Source organism: Streptomyces sp. NPDC026377 (assembly GCF_055567715.1).
In genome coordinates, this window is record NZ_JBVHPV010000004.1 from 445,440 (window position 1) to 457,577 (window position 12,138).

General features: G+C 73.0%; 9 protein-coding genes and 1 pseudogene. 7 read left to right on the plus strand and 3 right to left on the minus strand.

Features of this window, described 5'->3' with window-relative positions; genetic code table 11:
* Positions 1-57: 57 nt before the first annotated feature.
* From ACZ4MU_RS12290 to ACZ4MU_RS12320, 7 genes are all read left to right on the plus strand, one after another.
* Positions 58-1,689, plus strand: coding sequence for a glycoside hydrolase family 13 protein (locus ACZ4MU_RS12290; protein WP_467874493.1), 1,632 nt, complete (start codon positions 58-60; stop codon positions 1,687-1,689).
* A 25-nt stretch (positions 1,690-1,714) separates the two neighbouring features.
* On the plus strand, positions 1,715-2,737 hold the full coding sequence (locus ACZ4MU_RS12295) for a LacI family DNA-binding transcriptional regulator (RefSeq protein ID WP_358832856.1): 1,023 nt from the start codon (positions 1,715-1,717) through the stop codon (positions 2,735-2,737).
* A 155-nt stretch (positions 2,738-2,892) separates the two neighbouring features.
* Positions 2,893-3,813: a phosphatase PAP2 family protein gene (locus tag ACZ4MU_RS12300; RefSeq protein ID WP_467874495.1), complete on the plus strand. Its 921-nt coding sequence runs from the start codon at positions 2,893-2,895 to the stop codon at positions 3,811-3,813.
* Between the two features lie 100 nt (positions 3,814-3,913).
* A complete protein-coding gene (locus tag ACZ4MU_RS12305) occupies positions 3,914-6,904 on the plus strand; it encodes a bifunctional [glutamine synthetase] adenylyltransferase/[glutamine synthetase]-adenylyl-L-tyrosine phosphorylase (RefSeq protein ID WP_467874497.1) in 2,991 nt (996 codons plus the stop codon).
* A 785-nt stretch (positions 6,905-7,689) separates the two neighbouring features.
* A complete protein-coding gene (locus tag ACZ4MU_RS12310) occupies positions 7,690-8,574 on the plus strand; it encodes an alkaline phosphatase family protein (protein WP_467874499.1) in 885 nt (294 codons plus the stop codon).
* A 4-nt stretch (positions 8,575-8,578) separates the two neighbouring features.
* A complete protein-coding gene (locus ACZ4MU_RS12315) occupies positions 8,579-9,850 on the plus strand; it encodes an MFS transporter (RefSeq protein WP_467874501.1) in 1,272 nt (423 codons plus the stop codon).
* Positions 9,847-10,869 carry a TolB-like translocation protein gene (locus ACZ4MU_RS12320; RefSeq protein ID WP_467874503.1) on the plus strand — a complete coding sequence of 341 codons (1,023 nt, stop codon included), beginning with the start codon at positions 9,847-9,849 and terminating at the stop codon, positions 10,867-10,869. Before ACZ4MU_RS12315 ends, ACZ4MU_RS12320 begins: the two co-directional genes overlap by 4 nt.
* 28 nt (positions 10,870-10,897) lie before the next feature.
* On the opposite strand, the gene ACZ4MU_RS12325 is transcribed toward ACZ4MU_RS12320, so the two are convergent.
* The 3 genes and pseudogenes from ACZ4MU_RS12325 to ACZ4MU_RS12335 all read right to left on the minus strand — a co-directional run.
* A complete protein-coding gene (locus ACZ4MU_RS12325; RefSeq protein WP_467874505.1) occupies positions 10,898-11,257 on the minus strand; it encodes a 5-carboxymethyl-2-hydroxymuconate Delta-isomerase in 360 nt (119 codons plus the stop codon).
* Between the two features lie 113 nt (positions 11,258-11,370).
* Positions 11,371-11,715, minus strand: coding sequence for a VOC family protein (locus ACZ4MU_RS12330; RefSeq protein ID WP_467874507.1), 345 nt, complete (start codon positions 11,713-11,715; stop codon positions 11,371-11,373).
* A gap of 120 nt (positions 11,716-11,835) precedes the next feature.
* Positions 11,836-11,922: pseudogene (locus ACZ4MU_RS12335) on the minus strand (glutamine synthetase); the annotation flags it as partial.
* Positions 11,923-12,138 lie beyond the last annotated feature (216 nt).

Consider the following 12,138-nt stretch of genomic DNA (forward strand, 5'->3'; position numbering starts at 1 on the left):
CGGCGTTGATCCCGTAGGCGCAGAACCCCGTGCAGGCCACCGGAGAGGGACCCGTTCATGACCCAGGAGCCGACCACGACCACCGCCGTCGCGGACGCTGCGGAGCGGGCCTCCGCGAGCGGCACCGGGTGGTGGCGCGACGCCGTGATCTACCAGGTGTACGTGCGCTCCTTCGCGGACGGCGACGGCGACGGCATCGGCGACCTGCCCGGTATCCGGGCCCGGCTGCCGCATCTGGCCGCGCTCGGCGCGGACGCCGTCTGGCTCACCCCCTTCTACGCCTCCCCGCAGGCCGACGGCGGCTACGACGTGGCCGACTACCGGGCGGTCGACCCGCTCTTCGGGGATCTCCAGGACGCCGACGACCTGGTCCGCGAGGCCCACCGGCTGGGCCTGCGGGTGATCGTCGACATCGTCCCCAACCACACCTCCGACCAGCACAGCTGGTTCCGCGCGGCGCTGGCCGGCGGCCCCGAGCGCGAGCGCTACCACTTCCACCCCGGCAGGCGCCCGGCCGTGCCCGCCCAGGGCGGCGCCGCTCCTCCCAACGACTGGGAGTCGGTCTTCGGCGGCCCGGCCTGGACCCGTACCGAGGACGGCGAGTGGTATCTGCACCTGTTCGCCCCCGAGCAGCCCGACCTCAACTGGGAACACCCCGAGGTGCGGGCCGAGTTCGAGTCGGTGCTGCGCTTCTGGCTCGACCTCGGCGTCGACGGCTTCCGGATCGACGTGGCGCACGGCATGGTCAAGGCGGCCGGGCTGCCCGACATCGGCGCCCGCGAGCAGGCCAGGCTCATCGGCGCCCAGGAGCTGCCGTTCTTCGACCAGGACGGCGTCCACGAGATCCACCGCTCCTGGCGCCGGCTGCTCGACTCCTACGAGGGGGAGCGCATCGCGGTCGCCGAGGCCTGGGCCCCCTCACCGGAGCGGCTCGCCCTGTACGTACGCCCGGACGAGCTGCACCAGGCCTTCAACTTCCAGTTCCTCACCTGCCCGTGGGGCGCGGCCGAGATGCGCGCGGTCGTCGACGCCTCGCTGGCGGCGACCCGCTCGGTCGGCGCTCCCACCACCTGGGTGCTCTCCAACCACGACGTGGTGCGCCACCCCACCCGCTACGGCGGCGGTGCCCGGGGCCTGCGCCGGGCCAGGGCCGCGGCCCTGCTGATGCTGGCGCTGCCCGGCTCCGTCTACCTCTACCAGGGCGAGGAGCTGGGCCTGCCCGAGGTGACCGATCTGCCCGACGAGGTGCGCCAGGACCCGTCCTTCTTCCGCGCCGAGGGCCAGGACGGCTTCCGCGACGGCTGCCGGGTGCCGATTCCGTGGACCGAGGACGGACCCTCCTACGGCTTCGGCAGCGGAGGCAGCTGGCTCCCGCAGCCCGACTCCTGGCGCGGCCTGTCCGTCGAGGCGCAGTCGGGCGATCCGCGCTCCACCCTGGAGCTCTACCGCTCGGCCCTCGCCCTGCGCCGTGAGCTGCCGGGGCTCGGGGACGGCGACATGGAGTGGCTCCAGGCCCCTGCGGACGTGCTCGCGTTCGCCCGGCCCGGGTTCGTGTGCACGGTCAACACGGGCGCCGACGCGGCCCAACTCGCGGTCCCGGGACGCCCGCTGCTGTCCACCTCGGCGCTGGAGTTCACGGGCGGTAACGTCACGATCCCCGCCGAATCAGCGGTCTGGTGGGCAATCTGACGTGCGACCGGTACAGTCCAATCCCGTGACCGCACGGCTTGCCGACATCGCAGCCCAGGCGGGGGTCAGCGAAGCCACAGTCAGCCGCGTGCTCAACGGCAAGCCCGGTGTGGCCGCGGGCACCCGTGAATCGGTGCTGGCCGCCCTCGACGTCCTCGGCTACGAGCGGCCGGTGCGGCTGCGCAGGCGCAGCGCCGGTCTGGTCGGTCTGATAACGCCGGAGCTGGAGAACCCGATCTTCCCGGCGCTCGCCCAGGTCATCGGACAGTCGCTGACCCGCCAGGGGTACACCCCGGTCCTGGCCACCCAGACGCCCGGCGGCTCCACCGAGGACGAACTCACCGAGATGCTGGTGGACCGGGGTGTCTCGGGCATCATCTTCGTCTCCGGGCTGCACGCCGACACCACCGCCGACATGGACCGCTACGAGCAGCTGCGCGCCCAGGGCGTGCCATATGTGCTGGTGGACGGCTTTTCGCCGAAGGTGCAGGCGCCCTTCATCTCCCCCGACGACCGGGCGGCGATGCGTCTGGCGGTCACCCACCTCGCCGCGCTCGGCCACACCCGTATCGGCCTCGCGGTGGGCCCCAAGCGGTTCGTCCCGGTGCTGCGCAAGATCGAGGGCTTCACGGCCGCGATGGAGGACGCGCTGGGGCTGACCCCCCTGGAGGCCGAGGCGCTGGTCCAGCACTCGCTGTACACGCTGGAGGGCGGCCAGGCCGCCACCACCGCGCTGATCGCGGCCGGCTGCACGGCCGTGGTGTGCGCCAGCGACATGATGGCGCTCGGGGCGATCCGGGCGGCCCGCCAGGCCGGTCTCGAGGTGCCGAAGGACATCTCGGTGGTCGGCTTCGACGATTCGCCGCTCATAGCGTTCACCGACCCCCCACTGACCACGATCCGCAAGCCGGTGACGGCGATGGGACAGGCGGCGGTCCGCGCGCTCCTGGAGGAGATCGGCGGCACCCCCGCGCCGCACAGCGAGTTCGTGTTCATGCCCGAGCTGGTGGTTCGCGGTTCAACCGCTTCTGGACCGGCTCCCAAGTAGTCCTCCGGTGGGGCGGGCGCCCGCTTCGGCCTAAAATCGGGGGAAGAGTCACTCTCTCGTCCCCGAGGAGTCCTCCACTGGGTGGAGAAATCCGGACCGAACCCGACCGGAGGACGATCTGCGGGGAGTGGGTCCGTCTGGCAGACTCTCTCGCTATGGGTGAAATGACCGTGAAGACTCTGGAAGGTACGGCGGACACCCCGTCGGCCGCCTCGTCGGCTGCGCCCTCACCCCTGACGGAAGAGCACCCCTCCGAAGCGCCGACGCCGCCGGTCCCGGCAGCACCCGCCTCGCTCCTCGCGCGGCTGCGCACCCCGCGCCGCCCCCGGCTCTGGTTCGAAGTCCTCCTGATCGCGGTGAGTTACTGGACGTACTCACTGATCCGCAACGCCGTCCCCGAGCAGAAGACGCAGGCGCTGGAGAACGCCGACTGGCTCTGGTCGGTCGAGCGGCACCTGGGCATCGCCGTGGAGCGCTCCGTCAACCACGGTGTCAACTCGGTGACATGGCTGATCACCGGCATGAACTACTACTACGCCACCCTCCACTTCGTGGTGACCATCGGCGTCCTGGTGTGGCTCTTCCGCAGCCAGCCCGGCCGCTACGCCGCCTCCCGCCTCGCCCTCTTCGCCACCACCGGCGCGGCCCTGGTGGGCTACTACTTCTACCCACTGGCGCCGCCCCGCCTGATGAACGGCGGAGGCTTCGTCGACACCGTCCTGGCCCACCACACCTGGGGCTCGATGGCCTCGGGCGACCTGAAGAACATGTCGAACCAGTACGCGGCGATGCCGTCGATGCACATCGGCTGGTCGCTGTGGTGCGGTCTGACGGTCTTCGCGCTCGCCAAGACCCCCTGGGCCCGCGTCCTGGGTCTGCTCTACCCGGTGGCGACCCTGGTCGTCATCGTCTCGACGGCCAACCACTTCTGGCTGGACGCGGTGGGCGGCGTCCTGTGCCTCGCCTTCGGCTTCCTGCTGTCCCGCGTCTGGTACGGAAAGCTGCCGCACCGGCTGCCGCGCCGGATCGGGGCCGCGCCGCGCGGCCGTGTGGTGACCGGCACGGCCCGTGCCTGACCCCTGCCTCGCCCGCCCCCGCCCGGCCCGCTCCGGATAGGCTCGTTCCCGAGCTTGATCCGGCGCGGAGCCGGGCGCGGTGACAGCAGGAGGCGGCGGTATGACGGCGGTGCCCGGGCGCAGGAGCAGCACCTTCACACGGCTGCTGCGGTTCGGCTTCACCGATCCGCCGGCGGCCGAGCGACTCCTCGACGTCCCCGAGCTCGCCTCCGTACGGACCGACCCGGTACTCCTGGACGCGCTGGGCGCCACCGCCGACCCGGATCTGGCGCTCGCCGGTCTGGTACGGATCGTGGAGGCGCAGGACCCGGCCGAGCGGCGGGCGCTGCTGGACACCCTGATCACCGCCAAACCGCTGCGGGACCGGCTGCTGGGGGTCCTGGGGGCCTCCGAGGCGCTCGGCGACCATCTGGCCCGGCATCCGCGCGACTGGCACGCCCTCGTCACCTACGAGGCCGCGGACCTGCATCCGGGGGTGGCGGAGTTCGAGCGGGGCCTGGCCGGGGCCCAGGACCCGGTGGCGCTGCGGATCGCCTACCGCCGGTGCCTGCTGGCCATAGCGGCCCGTGACGTGTGCGGGACCACCGACGTGGCCGAGGCGGCGGCCGAGCTCGCGGACCTGGCCACCGCCACCCTGCGGGCGGCGCTCGCCATCGCCCGGGCCGCGGCCCCCGAGGACGCCGCCCTGTGCCGGCTCGCGGTGATCGCGATGGGCAAGTGCGGCGGCCACGAGCTGAACTACGTCTCCGACGTCGACGTGATCTTCGTCGGCGAGCCCGCCGAGGGGGCCGACGAACGCAAGGCGCTCCAGGCCGCCACCCGGCTCGCCTCCCACCTCATGCGGATCTGCTCGGAGACCACCGTCGAGGGCACCATCTGGCCCGTGGACGCCAATCTGCGCCCCGAGGGCCGCAACGGCCCGCTGGTGCGCACGCTCTCCTCGCACCTCGCCTACTACCAGCGCTGGGCCAAGACCTGGGAGTTCCAGGCGCTGCTCAAGGCGCGGGCGGTGGCCGGGGACCCGGAGCTGGGGGCCGCCTACATCGAGGCAGTCTCGCCACTGGTGTGGCAGGCGGCCGAGCGCGACAACTTCGTCGCCGACGTGCAGAAGATGCGCCGCCGGGTCGTGGACAACATCCCGGTCGCCCAGGTGGAGCGGGAGCTGAAGCTGGGGCCCGGCGGCCTGCGGGACGTCGAGTTCGCCGTCCAGCTCCTCCAGCTCGTGCACGGCCGCAGCGACGCCACCCTGCACAGCGGCACCACCCTGGACGCGCTCGGCGCGCTCGCGGCGGGCGGCTATGTGGGGCGCGCGGACGCCGCCCAGCTCGACGAGGCGTACCGCTTCCTGCGCGCGATGGAGCACCGCATCCAGCTCTACCGGCTGCGCCGCACCCATCTGGTGCCCGAGGACGAGGCCGACCTGCGGCGCCTCGGCCGTTCGCTCGGCCTGCACACCGAGCCGGTCAGCACGCTCAACCGGGAGTGGAAGAAGCACGCCTCGGTGGTGCGGCGGCTGCACGAGAAGCTCTTCTACCGGCCGCTGCTGGACGCGGTCGCCCAGCTCTCCCCCGGCGAGACCCGGCTCAGCCCGCGCGCGGCGGGCCAGCGTCTTGAGGCCCTGGGCTACGCGGACCCCACGTCGGCCCTGCGGCACCTGGAGGCGCTCTCCTCGGGCGTGACCCGCAAGGCCGCCATCCAGCGCACCCTGCTGCCGGTGCTGCTCGGCTGGTTCGCCGACTCCGCCGACCCGGACGCCGGTCTGCTGGGCTTCCGCAAGGTCTCCGACGCGCTCGGCAAGACACCCTGGTACCTGCGGCTGCTGCGCGACGAGGGCGCGGCCGCGGAGAACCTCGCCCGGGTGCTCTCGGCCGGGCGCCTCGCCCCCGACCTGCTGCTGCGCGCCCCGGAGGCGGTGGCGATCCTGGGCGACCCGGAGGGCCTCGGGCCCCGGCTGCGCGAGCCGCTGGAGCAGGAGGTGCTGGCCGCGGTGAACCGCTCCGAGAGCGCCGAGGGCGCGGTCGCGGCGGCCCGTGGCGTACGCCGCCGGGAGCTGTTCCGCACCGCGGCCGCCGATCTGATCGGCAGTTACGGCACGGAGGACAGCCCCGCCGAGGAGGACCCGGGGGCGCTGGTCGACCGGGTCGGGAACGCGGTGACCGACCTGAACGCGGCGACCCTCTCGGGCGCGCTGCGGGCGGCCGTGCGGGCGGAGTGGGGCGAGACGCTGCCCACCCGGTTCGCGGTCATCGGCATGGGCCGCTTCGGCGGGCACGAGCTGAGCTACGGCTCGGACGCGGACGTCCTGTTCGTCCACGAGCCGCGCGAGGGTGTCGACGAGCAGGAGGCCACCCGGGCCGCCAACCGGGTCGTCGCCGAGATGCGCCGCCTGCTCCAACTGCCCACCGCCGACCCGCCGTTGCTGATCGACGCGGATCTGCGCCCGGAGGGCAAGAGCGGCCCGATGGTGCGCACGCTGGCGTCCTACGCCGCGTACTACCGCCGCTGGTCGCTGGTGTGGGAGAGCCAGGCGCTGCTGCGCGCCGAGCCGATGGCGGGCGACGCGGAGCTGGGGCGGCGGTTCGTCGAGCTGATCGACCCGCTGCGCTACCCGGCCGAGGGGCTCGGTGAGGACGCGGTGCGGGAGATCCGGCGGCTGAAGGCGCGGATGGAGTCGGAGCGGATGCCGCGCGGCGCCGACCCGACGCTCCACACCAAGCTGGGGCGCGGCGGCCTCTCGGACGTCGAGTGGACGGTCCAGCTCCTCCAGATGCGCCACGGCGCGGCCGAGCCGGGCCTGCGCACCACCCGCACCCGGACCGCGCTCTGCGCCGCCCACGCGGCGGGCCTGCTCACCACCGAGGACGCGGTGACGCTGGACGACGCGTGGGTGCTGGCCACGCGGGTGCGAAACGGGGTGATGCTGGTGCGGGGGCGGCCCGGTGACACGTTCCCGTCCGACGGGCGGGAGCTGGCGGCGGTCGGCCGCTACCTGGGCTACGAGCCGGGCCATGTCGGGGACATGCTGGACGACTACCGGCGGGTTACGCGGCGGGCTCGGGGGGTGGTGGAGCGGTTGTTCTACGGGGCGTAGGGGGCCCTTGGGCGGGCGGCTGCGGGGGGGGCGGTGGCCGGGGGCCGGGGGTCGCCTGGTGTTTCACCTGCGGGCCGGTGGTGGGCTGATCGCGCAGTTCCCCGCGCCCCTGATGGGCCGGGAATCCGTCTGCGGCCCGATGGTGAGCTGGCCGCGCAGTTCCCCGCGCCCCTGATGGGCCGGGAGCCCGTCTGCGGGCCGGTGGTGGGCTGATCGCGCAGTTCCCCGCGCCCCTAAAGACGTCGTTCACCTGCGGGCCGGTGGGCCGGTCGCGCAGTTCCCCGCGTCCCTCGAAGCGTCGTTCACCTGCGGACCGTGACAGGTTCCTCGCGCGGTTCCTCGCGCCCCTGACGACATCTTTCGTCTGCGGATCGTGGTGGGTTGCCCGCGCAGTTCCCCGCGCCCCTGGATGTCTGTGGCTGAGCTGGGTTCTCCGGCTGCGGCCGACTACCCAAGGGGCGCGGGGAACTGCGCGGCCGGCCCCCACCGGCCCGCAGACAGACCCGCACCCAAAGGACCCCGGCAAACGCAGGGCCAGACAACCCCCAGGCCCACCAGGGGCGCGGGGAACTGCGCGGCCAGCCCACCACCCGTCCGCAGACGGACCCCCGGCCCATCAGGGGCGCGGGGAACTGCGCGCTCAGGGCAGGGCGGGCCTCACGCGGACTCCGGGCACCACCAAGCGTTCCCGTTTCCTTCACCCGCAAGGATCTTCCCGTCTTCAACCGCCCGCCCTACCCTCACGGTGCACCGCCCCCCACATCCCCCACACCGGAGGTACCGCCGTGTCCGGCTGGTCCATACCCCGCCGCACCCGCACCGCCCTCGTCACCGCTCTCGGCCTCGTCGCCGCGTCCGCCGGCCTGTGGGCCGGGCTCGGGGGCACGTCCGCCGCCTCGACGACGGCGACCCTGCCCACCCCCGACCACACCGTCGTGGTGGTCTTCGAGAACCACGCGTACAACCAGGTCATCGGCAGCTCCAGCGCCCCGTACATCAACGCGCTCAAGAGCGGCGGCGCCAACCTCACCCAGTCGTTCGCCGAGACCCACCCGAGCCAGCCCAACTACTACGCGATGTTCTCCGGCTCCACGCAGGGCGTCACCAGCGACAGCTGCGTCAAGGTCGGCTTCTCCTCCGCGCCCAACCTGGCGTCCGAGATCATCGCCACGGGCAGGACCTGGGCCAGCTACAACGAGTCGCTGCCCAGCCAGGGCTCCACCACGTGCAGCAGCGGCAAGTACGCGCAGAAGCACAACCCGTGGTTCGGCTTCTCCAACGTGCCGACGTCCAGCGCCAAGACCCTCGCGCAGTTCCCGACGGACTTCACCACGCTGCCCACCGTCAGTTACGTCGTGCCGAACCTGTGCAGCGACATGCACGACTGCTCGGTCTCCACCGGCGACACCTGGCTGAAGACCAACCTCAAGGCGTACGCGGACTGGGCCAGGACCCACAACAGCCTGCTCGTCGTCACCTTCGACGAGGACAATCGGCTCGCGGGCAACAAGATCGCGACCGTCCTCTACGGCCAGCCGGTCGTCCCCGGCTCGACCTCCTCGACCACGTACAACCACTACAACCTGCTCCGCACGATCGAGGACATGTACGGCACCACGCACGCCGGCCAGGCCGCCAACGCCTCGGACATCACGGGCATCTGGGCCTGACGACGTGTACGTAGCAGACAGCCGCGGCACTCCCGCGGCCCCCGCCGCCCGGCTCACCCCCGGGCGGCGTCCCGCCGTGGCCCCGACCGTGCTGGCCCTGGGCGCGGTCAGCCTGATCACCGACGTCTCCTCGGAGATGGTCACCGCCGTCCTGCCGCTCTACCTGGTCACCGGCCTCGGTCTGTCCCCGCTGGGGTTCGGCCTGCTCGACGGGGTCTACAACGGCTTCAGCGCGCTCGTCCGCCTCGTCGGGGGCCATCTCGCCGACCGGGGCGGACGCCACAAGACCGTCGCGGTCCTCGGCTACGGCCTCTCCGCGGTGTGCAAACCCCTGCTCCTGGTGGCGGGTTCGCTGCCGGTGATCGGTGCGGTGCTGGCCGCCGACCGTACGGGCAAGGGGCTGCGCACGGCCCCGCGCGACGCGATGATCTCGCTGGCCTCGGCGCCCGAGGCGCGCGGGCGGGCGTTCGGCGTGCACCGCGCGATGGACACCGCGGGCGCGCTCCTCGGGCCGCTGGCCGCGTTCCTGATTCTGCGTCAGGCCGTGGACGGGTACGACGCGGTCTTCACGGTCAGCTTCTGTGTGGCGGCGGTCGGCGTCCTGGTCCTGGTGCTGTTCGTGCCCGCCCGTACCGCCGCCCCCGAGCGGGCACCCGGCGCCCCGCGCGCCTCGCTGAAGGCGGCGCTCGCGCTCCTCGGCGAGCGCGAGGTGCGCCGACTGGCGCTCTGCGCGCTGCTCCTGGGACTGGCGACGGTCAGCGACTCCTTCGTCTACCTCCTGCTCCAGCGTCGCCTGGACGTCCCCGACCGCTGGTTCGCGCTGCTGCCGCTGGGCACGGCCGCCGCGTTCCTGCTGCTGGCCGTGCCGCTGGGCCGCCTCGCCGACCGGGTGGGCCGCTGGCAGGTCTTCCTCTGCGGCCACGCGGCCCTGCTGTGCGCGTACGCCCTGCTGCTGCCGGGCTGGCGCGGGGCGGCGCTGCCGTACGTCGTCCTCACCCTGCACGGTCTGTTCTACGCGGCGACCGACGGCGTCCTGATGGCCGCGGCGGCGGGCGCGGTCCCGGCCCAACTGCGCTCCAGCGGACTCGCGTTGATCCAGACCGGCCAGGCGTCGGCCCGTTTCGTCTGCTCGATCGCGTTCGGCGCGGCGTGGACGGCGTGGGGCGACCGCACGGCGCTGGGCACGGCGGCGGTGGCGCTGGCGGTCTGCGCGGCGGGTGCGGTGCTGCTGCGCCCGGCCGGCCCGGCCCGTAACGACGGGGGAACACCGGCATGACCCTGCGCAACAAGCTGATCGTCCTGGTCACGGCCCTGGTCGTGCTCGCGGGCGTGGCCACCGCGTCCGTGCTGCACGCGGCGGGCCGCGAGGACCGCAAGAACCGCGTCCAGACGGGCGGCCCGCCGGTGCGCGGCGGCGAGGTCTCCCTCGCCCCCGGCGCGGGCCCCCGGATCGTCTTCCGCAGCATGGCCTGGGGCCCGCACCGCGACGAGCTGGCCTCGGTCCCGGCCGCCGGCCCCTCCGGGCCGCGCACCGCCTCCGGGGTGAAGTGCCTGCGCTTCCACGCGGCCGGGGGCACCGGGGTGTGCCTCCAGGCCGAGCGGGGCGCGGTGCGGGACGGCTACCGGGCCGTGGTCCTGGACGCGGAGCTGAAGGAGCGGGCCCACTACGGCCTGCCGGGCATCCCGACCCGGGCCCGGGTCTCCCCGTCCGGGCACCTGGCCGCCTGGACGGTCTTCGTGGGCGGCGACTCGTACGCGGGCACGAACTTCTCCACCCGCACGGCGATCCTCGACACCCGCACCGGCCACCTCACCAAGACCCTGGAGGACTTCGCGATCGAGCGCGACGGGCACCCGTACCGGGCCTCGGACGTCAACTTCTGGGGTGTCACCTTCGCCGACGACACCCGCTTCTACGCGACGATGGCGACGGCCGGGAAGACCTATCTGGTCCGCGGCGACCTGCCGTCCCGCAAGGTCACCACGCTCCGCACCAACCTGGAGTGCCCCTCCCTCTCCCCCGACGGCACCCGCCTGGCCTTCAAAAAACGCGTCCCGGGCCTCCCGGCGGACGCGCCCTGGCGCCTGTACGTCCTGGACCTCGCCACGATGCGCGAGACCCCGCTGGCGGAGCCGCGCAGCGTGGACGACCAGCTGGTGTGGCAGGACGACGACACGGTGACGTACTCCCTGCCGGGCGACTACGGAGCCGACCTCTACACCCTCCCCGCCGACGGCACGGGCACCCCCCGCCGCCTGCTGACGGCGGGTCTGGCGCCGGTGTTCCTCGGCTGAACGGCTCTGCGGGGCGCGGCCGTCGGGGTCAGTCCTTGTGCGAGCGGTAGGACTCGCGCTCCATCTCGCGGACCTCGACCATCACCTGGAGCCGGTGCCCCTCGGAGGCCTTCGCGTGCCGGACGGCGATGTCGCGGACCGTCTCGGCCAGCTTCTCACGAGTTTCGCGGGTGCGGCCGCTGAGGATCGAGAGCTGGATGAAGACGGCGTCGATGGTGTCGTCGCCCTCGCCGAAGCAGGACTCCTCGATCCGCCGGAAGCGCGTCTTGAAACCCACGCTCGGGGCGTCGATGACGGTCGGCGCGGTGGTGTGCACCTCGCGGGCGAAGGCCTGGCGGTCGAAGGTCGGGGCGAGACGTTCCGAGTACTCGACATGGACGAACGGCATGCTCAATCCTTAAGGTCGCACGGCACAGGCGGCTGGCTCTCAGCAGCCGCAACCGGCCCCGGCCGGACGGTATTCCCGCCCCCGCAGGGGGGCGGGCCCGCCGTGCGCGTGCCTCAGGAGGGCTGGACCAGGCCGATCACATTGCCGTCGGCGTCCTTGACCGAGGCCGTCAGCCGGCCGCCGCCGACGTCCTGGACGGGCTGGAGCGACTCGGCGCCCGCGTCGAGGAGGGCCTTCATGGTCTTGTCGATGTCGTCGACGTGCCAGTACGGGACCGGTCCCGTCATCCCCTTGCCGTGGCCGTTGGGGTCGAGCCCCACTTCCTGCCCGGCCGCGTCGAACTGCGCGTAGTACGGCTCGTCCATCACGGGCTCGACCCCGAGCAGCCCGCCGAACAGGGCCTTCGCGGCGGCGATGTCCTTGACGGGGTAGATGATCGTCTTCAGGCCTTGGGTCATGGGGTGCTCCTCGCAGTGCATGGCGCGGGGCGGCGTACGGCCGCCCCTGCCATGACACACCGCGCCGGCCGCACCCGCCCGCCGGGACCCCCCGAATGCCGGAGGGACCCGTACTCGCCCCTACAGCACCGGCAGGTTCTTCCGCAGCTCGAACGCGGTGACCTCGGAGCGGTACTCCTCCCACTCCTGCTTCTTGTTGCGCAGGAATTGATGAGCCGTTCCGACGGCCTCTACGTGTATCAGGTGCGGCACCGCTGACCAGCAAGAGCAGGGGCGTTGGTGGTCGCTGATGGTCGTTGTGGGCCGCCCTTTGACGGCCCACAGACGGCCCCTAGTTCGGGCTTTCACCCTGACCAAGTTAGGAACGGACGGTGCGGCGCGGTGAGGTGCAACCCTCACCTTTCAGCGGCTGGCCGGCAGCAT

Coding starts and splice junctions, on each gene's coding strand:
- ACZ4MU_RS12300 (WP_467874495.1), top strand. CDS start 2,893: ATGGGTGAAATGACCGTGAAGACTCTGGAAGGTACGGCGGACACCCCG.
- ACZ4MU_RS12325 (WP_467874505.1), bottom strand. CDS start 11,257: ATGCCGTTCGTCCATGTCGAGTACTCGGAACGTCTCGCCCCGACCTTC.
- ACZ4MU_RS12330 (WP_467874507.1), bottom strand. CDS start 11,715: ATGACCCAAGGCCTGAAGACGATCATCTACCCCGTCAAGGACATCGCC.
- ACZ4MU_RS12320 (WP_467874503.1), top strand. CDS start 9,847: ATGACCCTGCGCAACAAGCTGATCGTCCTGGTCACGGCCCTGGTCGTG.
- ACZ4MU_RS12290 (WP_467874493.1), top strand. CDS start 58: ATGACCCAGGAGCCGACCACGACCACCGCCGTCGCGGACGCTGCGGAG.
- ACZ4MU_RS12305 (WP_467874497.1), top strand. CDS start 3,914: ATGACGGCGGTGCCCGGGCGCAGGAGCAGCACCTTCACACGGCTGCTG.